The sequence below is a fragment of the Streptomyces sp. NPDC048560 genome (genome assembly GCF_040650955.1).
GTDB lineage: Bacteria > Actinomycetota > Actinomycetes > Streptomycetales > Streptomycetaceae > Streptomyces.
This window is the reverse complement of the sequence record NZ_JBEZIJ010000017.1, coordinates 1-21,502: the sequence shown is the minus strand read 5'-3', so window position 1 is coordinate 21,502 and position 21,502 is coordinate 1. Positions and strand designations below refer to the sequence as shown.

Sequence of the window (21,502 nt, the reverse complement as noted above, 5' to 3'; positions counted from 1 at the left end):
CGCGCGCGTCAGTTCCCGGTTGACTGCTCGTGCCGCGTCGAGCTCCTCGGTCCGTTCTTCCAGCTGTCCCCGTGCGTCGGCCCGTTCTTGCTCGAGCAGGGTGATGCGGCGTTGCAGTTGATCGATGACGACAGGTGCTCCGAGTCCGGACTCGGCCCAGATGGTGTCGCCGAGCTGGGGTCGATAGGCGTTTCTCCAGCTGCCGGGCTAGTGCGGTGAGGCGTTTGTTAGCTTCCAGCGCGTTCGCGAGATCGGTCTGGAGGGAGGTGCGGCTGACCGCCGCCATCCGCCCGTCCTTGACTGGGGTGCTGGCAGTGGCAGCACGTGGACTGGTTCAAGCGGGTCAGGGTGACGGTAGAGGAATGTCCGGTCGACCGCGCCCGAACAACTCCTCAAGACCGCGGCCGAGGTGCTGCGGCTGCTGCCCACGCAGGGCCATATCGACCGCCGGCTGCTGGCCTTCAAAGCGGCAGGCGACCCGCACGGCCTGGACCCGGGCACCGACCTGGCCGGACGGATCCTGGCCGAAGCCGCAGCCGCCGGGCTCACCACCGCCCAAATTCCGCCCCGCACGGCAGGGGCATCCTCGGCGTCGACCTCGACCGCGCGGGCGTAGGACTGCTCAGCCTCGGCGTCCACCCCCGACGGCTGGCATGTGCCCGCCCGGTTTCCCCTCGTCCTGCCCCCTGCCATCCTCACCGACGTCAGCTGCCCCGCCCCACCAGGTGAAGGCTCCTGGGTGTTCGCGACCGAGAACCCCTCGGTCACGACAGCAGCCCTCGAACTACCCCCCGGCCATCCCCGTACGGCTGCTGTGTACCGTCGGCACCCCCTCAGCCACGGAACTCGACACCTTGGCTCGCCTCGCGGACAGCGGCTGGAACATCGCCGTGCGCGCCGCCTTCGACGCCTCCGGAATCCAGCACATGCGCACTGCCCTAAGCGCCGTCCCCCGTGCGCGTCCATGGCGTATGAACGCCAACGACTACGTCCGAAGCCTGCACCCCACCCGTCCCAGCACCCCCTGGACACCGAACACCTCCCGGAGACGGGATGGGATCCCGCTCCCCACACAGCCATGTGCGCACAGGGCCGCCCCGCCTACGAGGAAGCCCTTCTCAACGACCTCCTCGATGACATCCGCAGCGACACCCCCCCACCCAGACCCGTGGACCCCGCCCGCCCGGGCCCCATTCAGCAGGGGTGGAAGCCCCCGCATGCTCTCGGACCACTGACGAGGTACCCGGAAGCCGACTGAGCACGTCCGTTGGCGTGATATGAGCTGGGCCTGACGTCGACTCCGCCCGGATTCCACCAGGAGCTGCTGCTCGCCGGCAACGACAGGATTGAGGCGCGCCCAGGGCGCGCGCGGCGTCACAGACGGCTCAGCCGCCGTGTCGCCGCCTCAGCGGCCGCGTGGATGAGGTTCCAGAGGTCACTCGCCACCCGGGTACGCGGCCGAACAACTTCCGCGCCAGAGCGGGGCGCTGACATCAGGTGCTGGGGTGGGCGCCGAGTTCAGTACGGGCAGCGAGTACGAACTCAGCTCGCGCCCGCTCCAACTCGGCGGTCCACTCCTCGTAATCGCTTTGTTGGCGGGGGCGGCCCTGGAGGTGCATGTTGAGGAGCACGGACTTGTCCCTGGGGCTGAGTTCTTCACCTACCCGGCCCATCGCCGTGACGACTTCGGCCATTCGCTCACCCATCTCGCCGTCCGTGGCGCCGGGCCTGGAGTAGTCCTCGCTCGACCGGGCGGCGATAGTCACCTGGACGCGCACCAGGCACTCCAAAAACGCGCGGGCCCGGTCGCGGGAGACAGCGGTCATACCGCCCGCCAGCCAGTTTCCTTCGCTCATCTCAACCAGTTGGTGCCACGCCCGTTCCATGACTGCTTCGCGCTGATTGGCCTCAGCCACGAGAAAGGCGTGGGTGAGGATGCTGTCGGCGGTGAACGCGAGGCCGCTCGGACCTTCAAGGTCTACGACGACGTACGCCGCGCGCATCGCTGCCTTGGCCCTGCTGACCTCCGCCATGAGCCCGTCCAGGAACGAGCGGTCGGAGGTTGGCTCGGCTAGGAGGCGATCAGCAGCCTCGCGGACCTGATGGTCCGCCAGCAGGAAGGCGGCGTAGGCGTCTCTCTGGGTGCCGCGCCGCCACTGGTTGTGGGATGCCGTCGCCTGGGCCGTCACTGCATCGAGGGCCGCGCTGTAGGTCGCCTGGGCTTGTTGCATGCCGGCTCCCGACTGCCTGAGACCGACGATCAAAACCGTGAGGACACTCACCGCGGCGACAACGGCGGCCGCGATCGCCCCCACTCCTTGAAGATCCATGGGTTGATCGTGCCGCAGACAAGGGCGGCACTGCACCGGAACGACCGATGCCTCTGACCCGCTGCCGCATCGCGGGCCTGGCCAGGGCCCTGCGGGCCAGGCCGACGGCATCTCGCCAACTCGCCGCACACGTAGGCCGGATCCAGGCAGGCAAAAAATGGGGCGCGTCATCGGGCGGTCCTCAGGCCGGCGGGTGGTCCGAGTTCGAGCGCGTGCGTGATCTGCGCTCAGCACGGGGCTCGGATGGTCGGTGTGGTCAGCCGCAGCAGGTGTCTGCGGTCAGCACCGGCCGGAAGGGGACCGGGTTCGGCCGATCTCCGGAATGAAGACCCGGAGGCGGTCCGACGTGGGGACACTAGGGATTAAGGAGGGCTGATGGGTACACCGCTGTACATCCGGTCTGGGGTCGGCTGGGCGCGTCGCTGGACGATCTCGGATGCGGCCGCGCCTGGGCGGGCGTCAGTCGGGTCAAGGGCTGCGGCTGGCGTGTCCGGAGTGTGGCGGCCGGGTCTTCGCCCGAGCCTCCCAGTACAGCGTGCGCCACTTCTACCACCAGGTGCGACCACAGGACTGTGAGCTGGCGAACGAGTCGCCAGAGCGTCATCTCCTGAAGCTGGAGCTGGCCATGATGGCCCGGGCAGCGGGATGGCGGGCGGAGCTGGAGGTGAGCAGCGAGGACCCGACCTGGCGTGCCGACGTGCTGGCCTTCGACAATAAGGGCCGGCCTTGTATGGATCTGGAATCCGCCTTCAGAAGTCCACCCTGCCGCGGGACGCCTTCTTCGGCCAGATCGAGCAGATCCCCGCCGACCAGGCAGTCGGCAGGACCTGCGCCGAGATGCTCACGCCCTGCCCCCACGGATTCCGGCGGCCCATACCGACAGCCACATCGAGGGCTCCCAGCAGGAGAATTTGTTCCCGTACCCGAGAACTGTCGTGATCGACGAACTGCGGAAGAACACTCAAGAAGAACAGTGACGCTTTCGGGTTGAGTGCATTGGTCAACAGCCCCTCAGCGAAGGCTTGCCACCACCCCGGCCGGCCCGCGGTCCGATTGTCCTCACTCCCGCTCGATCCCTCGGCACAGCCGTTCCCCTCGGTTGACGTGCCCCGTCAGCCTTGCCACTCCTGCGAGACGCAAGCAAGGTACGCACTCCCAAGTACATCAAGTAGGCCGCCCCGGCGAGTTTGATCATGGTGTGGGCGAGAGCTGATCGGCTGGTGAAGAGCGAGAGGTCTACGACTGCTGCGGCAATGTGAACGCACAGCCCGGCCTGTGCACCGAATGCGGCGGCGCGCCCCAGGGAGCGTCTCCGGGCAGCGGCACGGTGACGCCGAGGGAGTCCGGCCCCGGCACGGCGTAGGCCAGCAGGACCACTCCTGGAAATCACAGCATTTTGGCGGACATACGACTTCCTGGGCCCGGGCCTCACCTTTCATGGGCGTCTCGATCACGCTTGTATGCGGACCTGAACACGCCAAGCGGCAACGGCTTCGATGACGCGACTGTTGCGGCTCCCCACCACGAAATGCCTGGGGAGCTAGAGCGGCTTGCCGGGCCCCGGTGACGCGCTGTCAGGGCCTCGCGGGCCCGGCAACTTCGACATGCGCTGATCCACCTGCGGGTGGGCCGCGACGAGACGTCGTCGCGGCCCGCCCGCACGTACCGCAGCTCTCTTCAGCCGCTGGCTACATGAGAAGCGCGGACGAAACCCTCGCTAGAAATAGTGCTTACGCCCGCCGACCGCACGTCCGCTTGCGCCTAGGAGCCACAGAACGGCGCCCACCACGACGAGCACACCGCCAATGGTCGTCAGCAACGACATGCCGACAAGCAGGCCTATTATGAGCAGAATGGCACCAAGCAGGATCATGTCAGTTCCCATCGTCGAGTCTCGCAGGCGTGTACGCACCTCTGCTTTACAGCGGTCCCGTCACGCCCGACCGGTACATCCTGGCTAACCTCGGATCGATAGTTATCAGGCTTGTCGCGTCCTTGTGCCCCGCAATACCGTGCCCACGCACACCTCATGGTCCTGACGAAATTTCTGACCCTCCCATTACACTTCGTCGGTCGCGTCGGCTTGCTCACCCTGGCGAGACCTGCCCAGCGAGCTCGGGTCTTTGCAGACCGCTCACCAGCGACTGATCCGGGGAGGGTGACGCCGCAGGCCTCGTGCGCGGTCAAGGGCCGCGTACGCAAGGCCGGCGCCGTATCCAGTTCAGCTGTGCGGCTTCTACTCCAGAGCCAGGCCCAGGTTCCCGCAGGCCGCTTCGACCGACTGATTCGCACGACCTTCTGCCCCGGGCTTCGACCGCTGCGTGCATGGAACTCAGGTGGTAGGACGATGAATGCTTGGGGTATACGGGCTGGCGAGTACCCCCTGCCAGGGCGAGAGGAGAACGTCCGATGCTGATGGCCCACCCAGCAGCCCTGCAGAACCTCCTTGAGCAGTACGCCACCCTGCGGATCCTGCAATCCGAGAACAGCAACCTGGAAGTGCAGCAGCGCATGGACGATCTCGCCTACACACTGTGCGTCTCGACCGGCACACGTGACGTCGACACCGCACTCATTGCCGCCCACCACCAGTTGCCCGGCGTCCGACCTGAGGAGGATTCCCGCCTGACTGCCGGAACAACGCGTCCTTGGACCGTGTCCTACGTGGCGAAGAGAGCCGGGCCGTCAGGCCAGGATTGAAGATCCCTTCCCTCATGGCCTTCCCTCTGCCCAGGCAGGGGGAAGGCTGCACCTCGGTCGACCCGCCGGGCCGCATGGCTCGACCACGACGGACCACTGCCCATCGTCGAAGGTGAAGGTGCCTGCCGCCAGAGAAGGAAGGCACCCGGCGGCAGGCGGGCATAGCAGAGTCCGCACGACTGCGAGGAGGCGCGCACGGTCGATGACACACGTCGTCCGGAGTGGCGAGAGCAGGCATACTCTGCGACGTTGGTGGGAGGGGCTCAAGGTCTCGTGGTGCCGGCGTGGTCCGAGCACGCTGGTTGTCACGAGGCAGCCTCTCGGCGGATAGGGGCCGCCCGGGCTCGGCGGATCTCACAAATGACGTGGATCACGCATGCAGGCACACTGCGTGAGAAGGCGACCGACAACGCGACCACTCGTCTCATCAAGCCCTTTCGCCGATCACCCTGTCATGGGGAGACATCATGGAGCGTGATTCCGAGCGGGAACAGCCGGGCCAGACTGCCCGCTCCGACGGTGAACCGCCCGTCGACAAGCCATCAGGACTATCGAAGGAGTCGAAGAAGGGTGTTCTGCGACGGACCTTGGCGAATTTCAAGGCCGACAATCTAGGTGACAGCGCAGCGGCACTCACCTATTACGCAATACTCGCGATCTTCCCGGCGATGCTCGCGCTGGTCTCGATCCTCGGACTCGTGAGCAAGGACGCGGCGAAGTCCCTCGTCGACAACATCGGGAGCCTCGCTCCCGGCGCGGTCCAGGACATCCTCAGCAGCATGGTGACCCAACTGCAGAGCAGCGGGGGCAAAGCACTGACCGCCCTGATCGTCGGCGTCGTCCTTGCTTTGTGGTCCGCGTCAGGCTACGTGGCGGCGTTCATGCGCGCGTCGAACTCCGTCTACGACATCGGCGAAGGCCGTCCGGTCTGGAAGACCCTCCCGACACGATTTGGCATCACGGTCGCCGTCGTGCTTGTCCTCGCCGTCGCAGCCGTCGGCGTGGTCGTTACCGGCCCCCTCGCCGCAAAAGTGGGCAGTATCCTGGGCCTCAGCGACACGTTCGTCACGGTCTGGAACATTGCTAAGTGGCCCGTGATCGCGGTGCTCGTCGCCTTGCTGTTCGCACTGCTTTACTGGGCCGCTCCCAACGTCAAGCGGGGCTTCAGGTGGGTACTCCCCGGTGCCCTGTTGGCCGTGATCATCTGGCTCGTCGCATCCGGCCTGTTCGCTGTCTACGTCGCGAACTTCAGCAGCTACGGCAAGACGTACGGCACCTTCGCGGGGATCATCATCTTCCTGGTCTGGCTGTGGATATCCAACCTCGCGCTCCTGCTCGGCCTCGAGTTCAACTCCGAACTCGAACGCGGCCGTGCACTGGAAACCGGACACCCGGACGACGAGGAGCCCTACGCAGAGCCCCGCGATACTCGCAAACTCTGAGCCGTCCCGAAGTGGGTTCCGTCGGACCGTATAGCCGCTTACGCGCGTGCTGATTCGTTGATCACGCTCCCGAACAACACCGCGTTCGGGTAAAGGAGCCCGCACAAGCGGGAATGCACGGCCTTTCACGCCCATCGGTTGAGGTCCATCGAGTGGAGGCCGCGCAACCTTCGGCGTCGCGATGCGCTGGGCTTCGCCACGCATTCTCGCGAGACCATGAGCCAGGACCGAGCTCAGAGGTGACCTACACCTGCGCCGGACCTCCGTATCGGCGGACCAAGAACCTTGTCGACCTCTGCGGACACGGCGTCAAGGAGCTCATCACCGAACAGGCAGATGGACTCTTCCCAATGGAGCCGAGCTCGTGCAAGTGGCCGGCCATCAAGGAGCCCGTTGCCTCGGTCACCTGGAGTCTGGCGACGCTTCCCGACGGGCCTGACATTGAGCGTCTCAACCGGTCTGGGACCGGTTCTACGCGGAGTTCGACTTCCACCGTCGTCCGCGGCACCCCGCGACACAGCCTTTACACCCTGGACACACTGCTGAACCTCGACGGCGGGGTGAAGCCGGAGATGGTCGCGACCGACATACGCCTCCTACCCCGACATGGCCTTCGGCCTGTACAAGATGCTCGGCTTCCGCTTCGCCCCGCGCTTCCGCGACCTGGCCGACTAGCGGTTCTGGCGTGCCGACCTGCCCGACGGCTAGGCGCTGGCCGACGGGTACGGTCCACTGGAGGCCGTGGCCTGCAACAAGGTCAACCTCAAGCGCATCGAGACGCACTGGCCGGACATGCTCCGGGTCGCCGGATCACTCATCACCAACCAGGTCCGGGCCTACGACCTGCTGCGGATGTTCGGCCGCGAGGACCACCCGACGCCGCTGGGGGCGGCGTTCGCCGAGTACGGGCGGATCGACAAGACCATGCACCTGCTCGCCGTGGTCGACCCGGTCGACGACACCCTACCGGCGGCTGATGAACCGGCAGCTTACCGTGCAGAAGTCCCGCCACCGGCTCGCCCGCGCGATCTGCCACGGCGGCCGGGGCCAGATCCGCCAGGCGTAACGTCAGGGCCAGGAGGACCAGTTCGCGGCCCTCGGCCTGGTCCTCAACGCGGTGGTGCTGTGGAACACCCGCTACCTCGACGCGGCCGTCGCCCGGCTCCGCGCCGTGGGGCACGACATCAAGGACGAGGACGTCGCCCGCCTCTCCCCGCTCAAGGACCGGCACATCAACTTCCTGGGCCGCTACCTGATCCACATCAAGGCCAGCGGTCCCGGCCAGGGGCTGCGGCCCTGCCGCGATCCGGACGCCGTCGAGGACGACGATGAAGAGGAGTAGGCGGCCCCGGGCTGCTCGGTCGTGGCGCGCGAGCTTGACGGCGGAGATGAGCAGGATCACGGCCAGCGCGGGGATGAGGACCACGTCCGGGAACACGCCGAGCAGCAGCCCCCGAGCACCGCCCCGGCGATCGAGCCCGCGACCATGACCAGGGCAAAGCGGCGGTTGGCGCCCAGCACGGCGAAACTGCCGTCACGGCTGTAGCGGGCGAAGGCCTCGAGCATGGCCGACAGGGAGACCAGCAGGGAGAGGCTCCCGGCGGTTTTGATGTTCTGCCCGAAGAGCAGCATGATCGTAGGGATCAGCAGCTCGCCGCCGGCCACGCCCATGATGGCCGCGACCACACCGATGCCGAACCCGGCCGCCACCCCGAGCGGGACCCGCGCCCACAGCGGCAGATCGAGGGTCCCCAACGTGGAGAAGTGCGTGAACAACAGGGCCGCGGCCATCAGGCCCGGTGGCGGCCCCTGCCTGCTACCACCGGCTCGGACCTTCGGGGGAAGGCACCGGGACCGTGTTCACGATTCGTCCGGACCTCCGAGGTGACCTGCCGCAGCGAAGGTTGAGTGTTCGCATCGAACATTGAGCGCAATCGGGGCGGCGCGGCCGGCGGTCACAGCCCGCGCACACCCGACCGAGGCGGTCGCCATGGGTGTCCTCGTGTTGGGCGAGCCCGTTCAACGCGGCTGCCTCCGGAAGTGGCGCCGATCCGGCCGGGCTGCATGCCGACAGTCCGTCGGCCCTGTCGTCAGCTCCGGCCCAACCGCCTCGCGATGGCCTCCAGCAGCTCATCCTGCGCCGCCTCGCGTGTCCGGCCCTTTGGCCGGGCCAGCCCTACCTGGCTCGGTGAGACCCCGGGGACTGGACGGAACACCACCTCCGGGTGGGAGTAGAAACGGGCCGTCGACGCCGGGGCCAGCGCTACGCGGCCGGCAGCCACCGCTCCGAGCCACAGCGGGGATGCTCGTGCGGCAGTCGGAGGTGATGGCGGATGAGCCGGATTACCGTGTGCCGGGCTTCTCGCAGCGCGAGATAGCTGTGCCTGGCTCCCGCGTCTCCCGCCTGGAGGTCGCTCTCCGCGGTATAGGGCAGGCGGAGGAAGGCGCAGAGGACGTCTATGCAGGTCTGGCGGAGCTCGCGGGTGGGGGCGTCGTCGGCGAGTCCGGCCAGGGCGTGAACTCCGCCGAGGCGGACCGTCGGTCTCTTGTCGCCGAGCTGGGAAACGGCGGTGGTGAAGCGTTCGTTGTGCAGCCGGGTGGTCTCGCGCAGGGCGGCGTCCTCGTCGACGCGCTGACGGCGATAGGCCACGACCAACGCCACCAGGGCACCAACTCCGGCGACCACAACGAAAGCCAGCTTCACCAGATCGAACAGCGTCTTGGAATCGATCTTCTGCCGCTGCTTCAGTTCCCGGGCGCCGAGCAGGTCCCATCCGGTGTAGAACACCAAGCCGGCGACCAGGATCGCGCCGGTGAACACCAGGACCAGGACGATGCCGACGTTCCAGAGACGCAGGCCACGCCGCTCAGCCTGACGGCCGGGAATCTCGGGACTCACGCACGACAGGACAAGCCTCGCCCCCAGACCGGTTCCCGTTCCGCCCGCCGGTCCTGCGGAGAGCCCCCGGCGAGGCCCGCCGGAGGCGCAGGCTGCGGAGTGGAGGCGGGTCGCGGAACTGGCGGCGACCGAACAGCAATGCTGCCCGTTCTTCGACTGCCGGTTCCATCTTGACGGCCTGCACCTGCACGTGGAGGACCGCGCGCCGGCCGATGGCGATGTGCTGCTGACCGAACTGTTCGGGTGCCCACCTGACCGCGGTTCCCCTTCCCGCCGTTTCCCGCTTTGCTTCTGGAGAGTCTCCGTCGTCCTTGTCGCCCTGCTCATCGTTGCCGCCCTATTCGAGATCGGAGGCGCCCGGCTGGTCTGGCAGGGCATCCGCGAGCACAAGTGCTGGTTCTGGGTCGGCCGGCGTCATCGGGCTCGGTGTGTAGCCGGGGGGGGCCGCCTTCCAGTCCGACGACAACTTCGGCCGGATCCTCGCGCTCGGCGGGATCTTCGTCGCCGGGTCGATTGCATGAGGCATGGCCGCTGACAGCTGCCGCCCAGACCGCTTCGACATCATTGGCGCACTGGTCTGCCTGGCCGGGAGGGTGTTCATCATGTAGACCCCGCGCGGCCACTGAATGTGCCTCACCCGCTCAGGCCAAGGTCTGGGCGGCGTACAGCGCGCCGAGACCGGAGGCGAGCGTGCCGAGCAGGAGCCGGAGCGTGCTCTCGGGCAGATGCGGCTGGAGCCGGGCGCCGAGGTAGCCGCCGATCAGCCCGCCCAGGCCGCAGGCCATGCCCAGCCACCAGTCAGGCGCTACGGGCCCAGGGCTCGCCAGGGCCAGCACGGCGTACGCGGCGGCCCCGGCGACGGAGGTAGTGAAGGTAGCGGCGAGGGTAGCCGGTGCGATGCGGGCCAGGGGCATGCCGCGCGCCGCGAGGACGGGGCCAAGCAGGGAACCGCCTCCGATCCCGTAGATCCCGCCTACCACCCCGACAGTCAGAGCCAAGGCGGCGAGCACGCGTGCCGATGGCCCCGCCGCGTCCGGCTGCCGCCGGGCGGGGCGCAGAGTGCGCAGCCACAGCCACACGCCGAGCGGCAACAGGAAGGCCGCGACCAGGAGACGGAAGACGTCGGGGCCGGGGAGAGCGAAGACGCGGATGGCGGCACCGGCGACAACGCCGGGCAGCGTCCAAGCCACCAGGTGCCGAGCCAGACCGCTCCGCAGAGCCCCGTCGCGGCGGTAGCGCCACAGGGCTCCGGGCCCGGCGACCACGTTGTAAAGCAGGTTCGTTGGCGTGACCGCGGGGCTCGGCACGCCGAGGACACTGAGCTGTACCGGCAAGAGGAAGACCGCTCCGGACACGCCGACCGGAGCGGTCACCGTCGAGATCAGCAGGCCGGCCGCGAAGCCGGCCCAGATTGTCCACTCCACCGCTGCCCCCGCCGCCGCTAGATCGCCCGGTCAGTATCGATGGAACACGAGGCGGGATCGCGAGCCGGCAATGAGATGTTCACGAGCAGCAGTTGTATCCGGGCTTGCAACCGCACCCGTCCGTATCTGCCGCAACGGCTCCGGCGGGAGCCGTGGGTGGTGGGTGCGCAGCAGCCGTCTCGCGCGCGCCGGATCAGGGTCATCTGCGCGCTGTCGGCCACTACCGGCGTGCGTGCAGCCGCTGCCGGACTGGTGCCGGGCAGCGGGCGCATCTCTTCGACCGGGGGGATCGGTCACTGGCAGGAGGTGACCGGGGTCCCGTCGTAGAGGTTGCTGTCCGCGATGCCTGTGACGATGCTGCGGAGGTAGTAACCGCAGGTCGGGCGGTTTTTGAAGTCGTAGGTCTGGCCGGGGCGCAGGCGCCAGATCTTGTAGTCGTGGTAGGTGAGGTAGCGGTCCGGGTCGGCTCGTTCGGGGCGGTGGTCGCCCAGGACGACGAAGGCGTCGGCGCCGGAGACGGTGGCCAGGCCGTTCCGGTCGATGGACAAGGAGCCGCCGTCGTCTACGCCGACGCCCCATGCGGCACCGCCGGTGGTGAGGCCGTCTTCGATCGCGCGGGCGACGAAGGCCATGGTGCGGCCCATGCGGTCTCGGCTGACGAAGTGGGAGTCGTTGATGGTATTGGCGTAGTTGGGCCAGGTGAACATGCCGGTGGTGAAGGTGATGTAGGGGTCGTATGGGTCGTAGAGCGCTTCGTCGGAGGTGACGCTGCCGTCGCAGGCGTCGTACACGATCGAGCTGTTGATGTGGTGACCGGCGCTTCCTCCGCCGGCGCCGCCGCCCTTGGCTACCACGGACTTCACCGATGCCTGGAGGGCGGTGCCCTTCCAGTTGGCGTAGTCGCACTGGTCGCCGCCCGCGAAGTACACGAACTCGGCGTTGCGGATGTCCGTGTTGGCTGCGCTGTTGTTGCCGTCGTTGCGCGTGGTCAGCGTCCAGGTGGTGCAGGAGTTGACGCCGGCCAGCCTGGTGACCGTGTCGCACTCGGGGGTGGCGCTACCCGAGGTGGGCGCGGAGCCGGCGAGAACCACGACGTCCAGGCTGCCGGTTCCGCCGCGGATGGCGTCGATGGCCTTCGTCATCGTCGCAGGGACGACGGCGCCTGAGCCGTTCATGGTGTGGGCGGGACCGGACCAGGCACCGCGGCTGACGTCGGAGGAGTTGCCGAGCCGGATGCGCTTGGCGGAGGCGTGGGCGGGTTCGGCCGCGATCAGGACGGGGGCCAGCAGGGCCATGGAAGCTGCCAGGCAGGTTGTCAGCCGCAGGACGTTGCGTCCTGCCCCGGTGGGCGGCCGGGAGGGGACCTGGTGGGTGGTGGATCTCGGCAGCACGGAGTTCTCCCGGGGGAAGAGGGGTTCAGGGACCGACGTTTCGCCGGTGGTGATGGAACGTACAGATGAAGGGCACTGTGCGCCAGATGTAACACGATGGGGAGTCGCCCGATTGCCCACGGAGTGGGTGGCATCCAGCTCCACCACGGTTGCACCGACTCGTTCCGAGCTCCCCTTCGTCACGTCACAACGAAGTAACGCTCATTACATCTATGCAGATCTAATGTCGTTGTGTAATTTCTGGGGCGGGCCGAGAGCGAAGTCACCCTCGGCCGACGATCCTTCGGGAGGGAACGCACATGAGGTACGTCCGTGTCTCCGGTCGCGCTACGGCCACCGCACTGACAACCGCCGCGATGCTGGTGCTCGCGGCCTGCGGAGAGGGTGACGGAACCGCCGCTGCGAAGGTGCCCGCGTCGGCGGAAGTCGCGGGCATGACCGTCAAGAAGGATACGAAGCTGCACGACTCGCTCCCCGACGCGGTCAAGAAGGCCGGCACCGTACGCGTGGCGACCGACGTCCCCTACGCGCCGTTCGAGATGTTCGTGAGCGAGGGGAAGAAGGAGCTCACCGGCCTGGACTACGACCTGGGACAAGCGATCGGAGCCCGCCTCGGGGTCCGGTTCGCCTTCACACCGCAGAAGTTCGACGGGATCGTCCCCGCGATCCAGGCCGGCAAGTTCGACGTGGCCATGTCCGCCATGACCGACAACAAGGAGCGGCAGGCCGTCGTCGACTTCGTCGACTACTCCTTCTCCGGCTCCGGAATCATGGTGGCCAAGGGCAACCCCGAGAAGATCACCACACTTGTCGACCTGTGCGGCAAGAAGGTCGCCGTGCAGGCCGCGACCAACCAGCTCGACCTGCTCAAGGAGCACCAGAAGGCGTGCGAGAAGGCCGGTAGCGGTGAGATCGGCATCCTGACCTTCCCCAAGGACTCCGACGCACAGCTCGCCCTTCGCGCGGACAAGGTCGTCGCCCAGGTGCTGACCAAGCCCGCGGCCGGCTGGACCGCCAAGACCGCCGACGGCGGCAACGCGTTCGAGGTCGTCGACGACCCGGCGGCGGCCGGCGGCTACCAGGCATCCCCCAACGGCATAGCCGTCAGCAAGAAGCTCCCCGAGCTCACCGACGCGATCCAGAAGGCCCTGCAGTCCCTGATCGACGACGGGACGGCAACCAAGATCTTCGAGAAGTACGGCGTGGCCTCCATCGCGGTCAAGGAAGCCACCAAGAACGCGGCGGTCGACTAGAGATGACCTACACCGCACTCACGGGGCTTCCTCCCGACCACGAGCTTCCGGCGGACGAGGGGCTGACCGTCGTACCCGTACGGCACTACGAGCGCTGGGCCGCCGCTCTCGTCTCGATCGCCGCGCTGGCGGGCCTCATCGGCTCGCTGGCCACCAACGCGAACCTGCACTGGGACATCATCGGCGACTACCTCTTCGCCGACCTGATCTTCGACGGCCTTGCCACCACGTTGTGGCTCACCGTCGCGGCCATGGCCCTGGGACTCGTCCTCGGCACCGTCATCGCGGTGATGCGACTCTCGTCCAACCCGGTCCTCTACGGCCTGTCCTCCCTGTTCGTCTGGGCGTTCCGCGGCACCCCGCTCCTCGTCCAGATCATCTTCTGGGGGTACGCGGGCGCCCTCTACAAGAATGTGCTCATCGGCATCCCATTCACCGACATCACCTTCGTACAGGCCGACACGAACACCCTCCTCACCCCGACCGTCGCCGCCCTGCTCGCCCTCGGTCTCAACGAGGCTGCGTACGCGTCGGAGATCGTCCGGGCCGGCATCCAGTCGGTCGACACCGGCCAGGCCGAGGCCGCGCACTCGCTCGGCATGCGACCGGGGATGACCATGCGCAGGATCGTGCTCCCTCAGGCCATGCGAGTGATCATCCCGCCCATGGGCAACGAGACGATCAACATGCTGAAGATGACGGCCCTGGTCTCGGTCATCGCGGCACACGACCTGATGTCGAACATCCAGGACGTGTACGCGCAGAACTACCAGGTCATCCCGATGCTTGTCGTCGCCTCCATCTGGTACCTCGCCCTGGTGAGCCTGCTGAGCATTCCGCAGGCCTGGCTGGAGCGGCGCTACGGAAGAGGCGCGGCGCACGGGGGGCACAGCTCGCCCCTGCAGCGGATGCTCACCGGATTCAGCCGGGCAACCGCTACCACGACCGGGAAGGAGAAGGGCCGTTGAGCGTGCCCATGGTGCACGCTCGCGGCGTGCACAAGCACTTCGGCAGGCTCGAAGTCCTCAAAGGCATCGACCTGACCGTCGAACGCGGGCAGGTCTGCTGTCTGCTGGGCCCCTCGGGGTCGGGAAAGTCCACGTTCCTACGCTGCATCAATCACCTGGAGAAGATCGACGGAGGCACACTCGCGGTGGACGGCGAACTCGTCGGATACCAGCGGCGCGGAACCCGGCTGCACGAGCTGCGGGAGAAGGAGATCGCCGCTCACCGCCGTGACATCGGAATGGTCTTCCAGCGATTCAACCTCTTCCCGCACCTGACGGCCGAGCAGAACGTCATGGAGGCGCCCGTACGCATCACCGGAACGAACACCGCTCAGGCCCGCGCCGACGCCCAAAGACTCCTCGACCAGGTGGGGCTCGCCGACCGGGCTGGCCACTATCCCGCTCAGCTCTCCGGCGGCCAGCAGCAGCGCGTCGCCATCGCCCGGGCCCTGGCCATGAAACCGAAACTGATGCTCTTCGACGAGCCGACGTCCGCCCTTGACCCCGAACTCGTCGGTGACGTCCTGGATGTCATGCGGCAGCTTGCCGCAGACGGCATGACCATGGTGGTCGTCACCCATGAGATCGGGTTCGCCCGCGAGGTCGGAGACACGGCCGTCTTCATGGACGACGGTGTGGTGGTCGAGGCCGGTGACCCCCGGCAGGTACTGGTCGACCCGGAGCAGGAACGCACGCGTGCCTTCCTGTCCAAGGTCCTGTGACCGCGCCCTCACGGCAGCGGCCACGCGCCACCGATCTGCTCCCTCACGCCCAGGCGCGCCTCGGCAGGTTCCTGTCGGATTTGGCCGCGCTGGTCACCATCGACTCCGGCTCGTACAGTCCCGCCGGGGTCGACCGGGTCGCCGACTGGACCGCGGACCGGCTCTGTTCGCTCGGATTCTCCGTCGAACGCGTCACCCCCGACCCGGTGGGCGGCGTTTCGACCGGGGACGTGGTCATCGGCCGCAGGCGTGGACGGCTCACAGACGTGGACGGCGGGCGCAGAATCCTGCTCGCCGCGCACATGGACACCGTCTTTCCCGACGGGACCGCGGCGGAGCGGCCCTTCACCGTCGTGGGATCCCTCGCACACGGGCCCGGCGTCAGCGACGACAAGGGCGGCCTGCTCGCCGGGCTGACAGCGCTGGAGATCCTCGACGAGGCCGGCGTGGAGGACTACGACGAACTGGTCTTCCTCGCCACCCCGGATGAGGAGATCGGTTCGCCCGCAAGCCGTCCCGTTACCGAGCGGACGGCCCGGCACGCGCACTACGCGCTGGCCCTGGAGTGCGCCCGTGAGAACGGCGACCTGGTGATCGCGCGCAAGGGCGTCGCGGACTTCCTTCTGACGGTCACCGGCCGCGCCGCGCACTCCGGCATCGAACCCGAGCGCGGCGCGAACGCGGCCCTGGCCGCTGCCCACCTCGTCATAGCCCTCCAGGCACTCAACGGCCGCTGGGACGATGTGACCATCAACGTCGGCGTGCTCCGGGCGGGCACCCGTACCAACATCGTCTGCCCGGAAGCCGAGCTGCGCGTCGAGGTCCGCTCGGCCACCGCGGACGGGATCGCACGGGCCAGGGCCGCCATTGAAGGGGCCGCCGCACAGCCCGCGGTCACCGGCACCACCGTCACGGTGGAGCAGCTCGACCTCTGCCCTCCGATGGAGAGCACGGCAGCCGGCCGCCGCATGATGACCCACGCACGCTCGGTGGCCGGGGAGCTGGGGATGTCTCTGGACGCCGCGGCCACGGGCGGAGTCGGCGACGCCAACATCATCGCCGGAGTCGGCGTGCCGGTCCTGGACGGCCTAGGCCCCGTCGGCGGCGCCGACCACAGCCCCCAGGAATGGCTCGACACAACGACGGTACCCGCCCGGGTCGCCCTGCTGGCCGCACTCATCGCGACGCTGGGTGACGCCGGGACCGCGTGACGACTCCGCCGATCAACCGCCAACTGCTTCCCAACACCATCCGGAGGTCTCCCATGCGCACCCACTCCCCCACCCGGCGCACCGCCCTCACCGGCGGGGCCACCGCCCTCCTGCTCACGCTCGCCGCCACTCCGGCGGTGGCCGCCGCCGACAGCCCGTATGCCTCGCGGCAGAGCGGTTCGCTGGTGCTCGTCGGCGGCGCCCTGAAGGACGACAACACACAGGTGTACGGAGAGATCATCGAACGAGCCGGTGGCAGCCGCGCCCGTATCGGCGTGATCACCGCCGCATCCGTCCCCCCGAGCCAGGACCCCGAAGCGGGCGACCCCGAGCGGTGCAGCAACTCCGAATGCAACGGGGCCTACTACGCCGGCCTCTTCGAGCGGCACGGTGCGGCCGACGCGCAGTGGATACCCCTCGACCTCGACTCCGCCTCCAACGCCGACTCGGACGCCGTCGTGCGCCAGGTCAACTCCATGACCGGGTTCTTCTTCGGCGGCGGCGACCAGTCGCGCTACCTCACCACCCTCCTGCACGGGGCCGCGCACACCGACTCCAAGGTCCTGGCGGCCATCAGGGCCAAACTGGCACAAGGGGCCGTCGTCGCCGGCTCCAGCGCCGGAGCGCAGATCGCCGCGGGTCGCGACATGGTGACAGGCGGCGAGTCCTACGAGGGTCTGCGTGACGGGAGCAGCCCGGGGTACTTCGAGGACCCCACCCGTCTCGGTTACGAGCCCGAGGGCGGCTTCGGCTTCCTCCGCTCCGGGCTGATCGATACACATACCGGGGCGTACGGCCGAGAGGGCCGGGCGATCCGGCTGGCCTCCGACACGGGCCACGACCGTGTATACGCCCTTGAGGAGAACACTGCCCTGGTCGTGGACCACCCGGGGAGCGCGCGCGAGCGGCTGCGGGTGCTCGGGCCGCGCGGCGTCGCCGTCCTGGACCTGCGGTCGGCCCGCGCGGCGCACGGCGCGGCCTGGTCCGTGTCCGGTGTGCGCTACTCCTATCTCACCGACGGCGACCGCTACGACCCCCTCCGCCGGCGTACGGTCCCCGCCGCCGGCAAACGCCCGCTCGCCCCGCACGCGACCACACCCATCGCCGCCAACACCGACGTGTTCTACTCGGCGGCCAACCCAGCCGGCGTTCCGTACTCATTCCTGCGAACGGCACGCGCGCTGGCCGCCACCAGTGCACAGAGCAGTGCGGAGGCGACCACCTACGAGGACGGCCCGCGCTTCACGGTGGCCTTCTCCAAGCCGCCCGCGTTCACCGCCTTCAGCGAGGACGGTTCGACACCGCAGACCCTGATCGGGCTGTACGTAGGCGTGGCCACGGGCTGAGTCGCCGACCGCCCCGTGCGGGGACCGGCCGCCCCGTAGACCGGTCCCCGCCCCGTAGGCTCGCCGAGCAGTCCGCACACCCGAAGGGAACCGAAGACCATGGCCTCAGGCGCGCTCGCAGAAGAGATCCGGCACAAGCTGGGCGAGCTCAGCCCCGCCGAGCGCAAGGTGGCCCGCGTCCTGCTGGCCGGTTACCCGGCCGCCGGATTCGAAACCGTCGCCGTGCTCGCCGAACGGGCCGCTGTCAGCGCTCCCACCGTCATCCGCTTCGCCAACCGGCTGGGATATCGGGGGTTCCCCGACTTCCAGGCGGCACTGCGTGCGGAGCTCGACGAACGCAACGCCTCTCCTTTGACCCTCTACTCCTCGGCCGACTTCCGTCCTCCTCCCGAAGAGACGGACACCGAGTCGGCGCTGCTCCGGCACGGGAGCCAGGTATTCACCTCCGCTGTCACCGCAACCCTCGCCGAGCTGCCTCCGCACGACTTCGAGCATGCCGTACGGCTCCTGGCCGACGGCAAGCGGCGCGTCACCCTCGTCGGTGGCCGGTTCACACACCTGCTCGCCCAGTACCTCGGCCTGCACCTCATGCAGTTGCGCGACGACGTCCGCTTCCTTCCCGACCGCGACGTCGAGCGCACAGCCGTGCTCGCCGCCCTCACTCGCCGCGACGTACTGGTCGTCTTCGACTACCGGCGCTACGAGGACGACAAGACCACAATGGCCGCCCTGGTCCAGGAGCAGGGCGGCAAGGTCGTCCTCTTCACCGACACCTGGCTCTCCCCCGCGGCGGCGCACGCCGAGGTGGTACTGCCCAGCCAGGTGACGGCCCCGTCCCCCTACGACAGCCTCGTCCCTACGCTCGCGGTTCTGGAAACCGTCGTCGCGGGCGTGATGGGCACACTGGGCGACGAAGCCCGCCGCCGCATGCAGCACGGCGAGGACATCGCACGCCGGGCGGGACTGTACTGACGGGCGGGCGTCGTCGACCCCGCACACACAGGCCCCTGCCCTGCCGAGGGTTGCCATCGGCGCAGGGATCGTGGTGATTGGCGCGGGCTTTCTCCGCATCGCCCGCGTAAGCGTTCCTGACCCCAACCGCCTTTCCGCTCCTCGGCAGAGGCAATACCGGATCGGAGCCGCCGGTCTCTGCGAGGGGACAACCGCCGTCCACGTTCGGACCGGAACCGGTATCGCTCTTCTTCCCCTCCTGAGACTGGGACTCCGCCGCTGTGGCGGGCGGACGCCGAGCCGTCGGGCTGTACGTCCGCTCCGAGGGCGGCGCCCTAGTCGGCGGGAACCGATGCCACTTTGCCTGGCCGCCGGACACGTTCCCCGGACCGTCGCCATTGCCCGGCGCGAAGGGTATGCCCCGGGGGTCGGGCGCACCGCCGGACCGGCTGGGGCCGGTGATTTTGGTGGTCACCGCGGCGTACCGCCCAACCAACCGTTCACTGGACTCGGCTCCGTTCCGGGCGACATGGACACCGATGCGCTTGCCCCAGAGCCATTTCCGCAGGTGAGGGACGTCGTATGCCTTGTCCCACGTGGAGACGCTGGGGCTTGAAATACCGGCCTCGGTGGGGGTCGCGTCTCGTTTGGTGACCCTCGATCATGGGCTTCAGCGCGAGGCTGTCATGGGTGTTCGCCGCGGAGAGGCCGACGAGGAGGGGCAGTCCGGTCGCGTCCGACAGGACGTGCATCTTGGAACCCGGCTTGCCCCGGTCCACAGGGCTCGGACCTGTGAGTTCGCCCCCCTTTTTTAGAGGTCATCTCATTTGGTTGACTCGGTATTCTGTGAGTCATGGTGGGGATCGTTGAGCGGTTGGTGCCGGACGAGTTGTGGGTGTTGTTCCAGCGGGTGGTGCCTGAGGCGCCGTCGCGGCCGCGGGGCGGTGGTCGGCGTCGGCACGGCGATCGGGAAGTGCTGGCCGCGATCGTCTTCGTGGCTACGTCGGGTTGTACCTGGCAGCAGCTACCTTCGGCGTCGTTCGGCCCGTCGGGTGCGACCGCCCATCGGAGGTTTTCAGAGTGGTCGAAGGCCAGGGTGTGGGCCAAGCTCCACCGCCTGGTCCTCGACGAACTCGGCGCCCGCGGCGAGCTGGACTGGTCGCGTTGCGCGATCGACTCGGTGAACATGCGGGCCCTGAAAAGGGGGACCTGACAGGTCCGAATCCTGTCGACCGGGGCAAGTACGGCTCGAAGATCCACCTGATCACGGAACGGTCGGGTCTGCCCATATCCGTCGGCATTTTCGGGGCCAACCTGCACGACAGCCAGGCCCTGATCCCGCTCGTGAAGGGCATCCCGCCGATCCGCTCGCGCCGCGGCCGGCGACGGCGCAAGCCCGGCAAACTCCACGCCGACAAGGGCTACGACGACGCCCACCTGCGGCGATGGTTACGCGAACGCGGCATCACCCACCGCATCGCCCGCAAGGGAGTCGAGTCCTCACATCGGCTCGGCCGCCACCGCTGGACCGTGGAACGCACCATGGCCTGGCTCGCCGGCTGCCGCCGCCTCCACCGACGCTACGAACGCAAGGCCGACCACTTCCTCGCCTTCACCAGCATCGCCTGCACCCTCATCTGCTACCGCAGGCTCGCCAAATGAGATGACTTCTTAGCCCTCACCTGCGCGGAGTCGAGCACTGCCCGGGTCAGGTCGAGCAGGCCGGCGTCGTCCAGGCGGTGCAGGATCTCCTCGTGGAGCCGACCCCAGACACCAGCTCTGGACCAGATCAGGAACCTGCAGTGGGCCGTCGACTTCGATACCCCGAAGCGCGGCGGCAACGCCCGCCAGGCGCACCCACTGACCAGCACGTAGATAATCGCGGCGAACAGGGTCTCATCAGGCGTGTCCTGCGTCCCCCCGCCCCGCGGGCGCACCCTCGACGAAGGGATCAGCGGCTCCGCGATCTCCCACAGCCCGTCCGGAACAATCCAACTCCACGTACCCCGCCCCATAACCGACCCAGCGAGCCGAACCCACATAGGACACGGTCTATTGCTCTGCCAGACATCGGGGGCTGCTGAGGCGGATGAGGACAGATTCACGGGCCCATCCTGTACCGCCCGTCATGATCGACGTGGCAGCCCGACCCGATTCACCCGAACGACAAGCTGAGCCCGCAATCCGGCCCCCTGCCCGCGATGCGGTGGGCAGAGGGCCGGGCAGACACGAGACCGGTCAGTGACCGTCCTCACCGGGGCGGCAAGGGGTGCACTTCGTCGAATCGGCCTCCCACAACGGACGGTCGACATCGAAGCCCGCGGCGGCGATGACATCGGCGGTGCGCACCACGCTCCCATCGCCCTTCATCTCCACCAGGGGCACGTGATGCAGGTACGCACCGCCGTTGTACCGCTCGCAGAACTCCATGTACGCCTGAGTGTCCAAGATCATCGTGTGGACCCCGATGTCGACGATCCGGCCGGGACCCATGCCGAGCGCCTGGCCACGGTGCTCCATCGCAGTGATCAGGTAGGCGATGGCCTGGCCAAGCACCCGCTCGGCCATGACAGAGTCGAACGGGTAGTCGCGCATCAACAGCCCGGCCAGCTTCGCCCACTGCTCGCCCGGGATGAACGCACCCGGGTCCCTGGGGGCTGCGGTGGGGTCGGTGGCGGCACTGGCGGGGCGTTCCAAAACGGTGGTCATCGTCTCCCCTTCGGCTGAGCCGTCGTACGTCGTCTCCGACGCGCCCTGGACGTCCCAGCAGGTGCCGTTGACCTGCTTACGCGCGGAGAACGGAGCGTCGTCGTCCGCCCAGGTCCA

The 21,502-nt window shown here is 68.2% G+C and carries 18 protein-coding genes and 6 pseudogenes; 13 read left to right on the top strand and 11 right to left on the bottom strand.

The features are described 5' to 3' along the window. Positions 1–409 precede the first annotated feature (409 nt). Positions 410–616, top strand: coding sequence for a hypothetical protein (locus AB0C82_RS33540; RefSeq protein WP_362849738.1), 207 nt, complete (start codon positions 410–412; stop codon positions 614–616). Positions 617–653: 37 nt separating this feature from the next. Beyond that, positions 654–1,235: a DUF2399 domain-containing protein gene (locus tag AB0C82_RS33535; RefSeq protein ID WP_362849735.1), complete on the top strand. Its 582-nt coding sequence runs from the start codon at positions 654–656 to the stop codon at positions 1,233–1,235. 258 nt (positions 1,236–1,493) lie between these two features. On the opposite strand, the gene AB0C82_RS33530 is transcribed toward AB0C82_RS33535, so the two are convergent. The 3 genes and pseudogenes from AB0C82_RS33530 to AB0C82_RS33520 all read right to left on the bottom strand — a co-directional run bounded on the left by AB0C82_RS33530 (position 1,494) and on the right by AB0C82_RS33520 (position 3,720). Continuing rightward, positions 1,494–2,330 carry a hypothetical protein gene (locus tag AB0C82_RS33530; RefSeq protein ID WP_362849733.1) on the bottom strand — a complete coding sequence of 279 codons (837 nt, stop codon included), beginning with the start codon at positions 2,328–2,330 and terminating at the stop codon, positions 1,494–1,496. A gap of 749 nt (positions 2,331–3,079) precedes the next feature. Then, positions 3,080–3,373 (bottom strand): annotated as a pseudogene (locus tag AB0C82_RS33525) (LysE family transporter); the annotation flags it as partial. After that, a complete protein-coding gene (locus AB0C82_RS33520) occupies positions 3,331–3,720 on the bottom strand; it encodes a LysE family transporter (RefSeq protein WP_362849730.1) in 390 nt (129 codons plus the stop codon). The gene AB0C82_RS33520 and the pseudogene AB0C82_RS33525, both read right to left, overlap by 43 nt. Positions 3,721–4,739: 1,019 nt before the next feature. Here AB0C82_RS33520 and AB0C82_RS33515 point away from each other — a divergent pair. The 3 genes and pseudogenes from AB0C82_RS33515 to AB0C82_RS33505 all read left to right on the top strand — a co-directional run. After that, positions 4,740–5,030 carry a DUF5133 domain-containing protein gene (locus AB0C82_RS33515; RefSeq protein WP_362849727.1) on the top strand — a complete coding sequence of 97 codons (291 nt, stop codon included), beginning with the start codon at positions 4,740–4,742 and terminating at the stop codon, positions 5,028–5,030. A 467-nt stretch (positions 5,031–5,497) separates the two neighbouring features. Next, positions 5,498–6,472: a YihY/virulence factor BrkB family protein gene (locus tag AB0C82_RS33510; RefSeq protein ID WP_362849724.1), complete on the top strand. Its 975-nt coding sequence runs from the start codon at positions 5,498–5,500 to the stop codon at positions 6,470–6,472. 494 nt (positions 6,473–6,966) lie between these two features. Beyond that, positions 6,967–7,814 (top strand): annotated as a pseudogene (locus tag AB0C82_RS33505) (Tn3 family transposase); the annotation flags it as partial. 56 nt (positions 7,815–7,870) lie between these two features. Here the strand turns inward: AB0C82_RS33505 and AB0C82_RS33500 are convergent. From AB0C82_RS33500 to AB0C82_RS33490, 3 genes and pseudogenes are all read right to left on the bottom strand, one after another. Then, positions 7,871–8,263, bottom strand: a complete 393-nt coding sequence (locus AB0C82_RS33500) for a TSUP family transporter (RefSeq protein ID WP_362849721.1) — start codon at positions 8,261–8,263, stop codon at positions 7,871–7,873. Positions 8,264–8,562: 299 nt separating this feature from the next. After that, a pseudogene (locus AB0C82_RS33495) lies at positions 8,563–8,766 on the bottom strand (LysR family transcriptional regulator); the annotation flags it as partial. Next, complete coding sequence (locus tag AB0C82_RS33490; protein ID WP_362849718.1) at positions 8,736–9,371, bottom strand: hypothetical protein; 636 nt, start codon at positions 9,369–9,371, stop codon at positions 8,736–8,738. The pseudogene AB0C82_RS33495 and the gene AB0C82_RS33490, both read right to left, overlap by 31 nt. A gap of 319 nt (positions 9,372–9,690) precedes the next feature. Here AB0C82_RS33490 and AB0C82_RS33485 point away from each other — a divergent pair. Further along, positions 9,691–9,979: pseudogene (locus AB0C82_RS33485) on the top strand (YnfA family protein). 33 nt (positions 9,980–10,012) lie between these two features. On the opposite strand, the gene AB0C82_RS33480 reads toward AB0C82_RS33485, so the two are convergent. Together AB0C82_RS33480 and AB0C82_RS33475 are read right to left on the bottom strand one after the other, a co-directional pair. After that, positions 10,013–10,795, bottom strand: a complete 783-nt coding sequence (locus AB0C82_RS33480; protein ID WP_362849715.1) for a sulfite exporter TauE/SafE family protein — start codon at positions 10,793–10,795, stop codon at positions 10,013–10,015. 293 nt (positions 10,796–11,088) lie between these two features. After that, positions 11,089–12,186, bottom strand: a complete 1,098-nt coding sequence (locus AB0C82_RS33475) for a hypothetical protein (protein WP_362849712.1) — start codon at positions 12,184–12,186, stop codon at positions 11,089–11,091. A 299-nt stretch (positions 12,187–12,485) separates the two neighbouring features. Between AB0C82_RS33475 and AB0C82_RS33470 the strand changes: the two genes are divergently transcribed. The 6 genes from AB0C82_RS33470 (at position 12,486) to AB0C82_RS33445 (ending at position 18,697) form a co-directional block, all read left to right on the top strand. Next, positions 12,486–13,439, top strand: coding sequence for an ABC transporter substrate-binding protein (locus tag AB0C82_RS33470; RefSeq protein ID WP_362849709.1), 954 nt, complete (start codon positions 12,486–12,488; stop codon positions 13,437–13,439). Positions 13,440–13,441: 2 nt separating this feature from the next. Next, entirely contained in the window at positions 13,442–14,407 is a 966-nt protein-coding gene (locus AB0C82_RS33465) for an amino acid ABC transporter permease (RefSeq protein WP_362849706.1), read from the top strand. 8 nt (positions 14,408–14,415) lie between these two features. Further along, a complete protein-coding gene (locus AB0C82_RS33460; RefSeq protein WP_362849830.1) occupies positions 14,416–15,168 on the top strand; it encodes an amino acid ABC transporter ATP-binding protein in 753 nt (250 codons plus the stop codon). Then, entirely contained in the window at positions 15,165–16,379 is a 1,215-nt protein-coding gene (locus AB0C82_RS33455; RefSeq protein WP_362849702.1) for a M20 family metallopeptidase, read from the top strand. Before AB0C82_RS33460 ends, AB0C82_RS33455 begins: the two co-directional genes overlap by 4 nt. 53 nt (positions 16,380–16,432) lie before the next feature. After that, positions 16,433–17,725 (top strand): cyanophycinase, encoded by a 1,293-nt coding sequence (locus AB0C82_RS33450; RefSeq protein ID WP_362849699.1) that lies wholly within the window; start codon positions 16,433–16,435, stop codon positions 17,723–17,725. A gap of 99 nt (positions 17,726–17,824) precedes the next feature. After that, positions 17,825–18,697 carry a MurR/RpiR family transcriptional regulator gene (locus AB0C82_RS33445; RefSeq protein WP_362849697.1) on the top strand — a complete coding sequence of 291 codons (873 nt, stop codon included), beginning with the start codon at positions 17,825–17,827 and terminating at the stop codon, positions 18,695–18,697. Between the two features lie 463 nt (positions 18,698–19,160). Here AB0C82_RS33445 and AB0C82_RS33440 read toward each other — a convergent pair. After that, a pseudogene (locus AB0C82_RS33440) lies at positions 19,161–19,488 on the bottom strand (transposase); the annotation flags it as partial. A gap of 41 nt (positions 19,489–19,529) precedes the next feature. Here AB0C82_RS33440 and AB0C82_RS33435 point away from each other — a divergent pair. Beyond that, positions 19,530–20,338 (top strand): IS5 family transposase gene (locus AB0C82_RS33435; RefSeq protein ID WP_362849695.1). Its coding sequence is split into 2 segments (ribosomal slippage): positions 19,530–19,874 and positions 19,877–20,338, totalling 807 coding nucleotides; the frame shifts between segments, so codons are not numbered across the junction. Between the two features lie 5 nt (positions 20,339–20,343). On the opposite strand, the pseudogene AB0C82_RS33430 reads toward AB0C82_RS33435, so the two are convergent. Both AB0C82_RS33430 and AB0C82_RS33425 read right to left on the bottom strand, forming a co-directional pair. After that, positions 20,344–20,691: pseudogene (locus AB0C82_RS33430) on the bottom strand (transposase); the annotation flags it as partial. A 223-nt stretch (positions 20,692–20,914) separates the two neighbouring features. After that, positions 20,915–21,502: hypothetical protein (locus tag AB0C82_RS33425; protein ID WP_362849693.1), on the bottom strand; the 588-nt coding region annotated here is incomplete at its 5' end.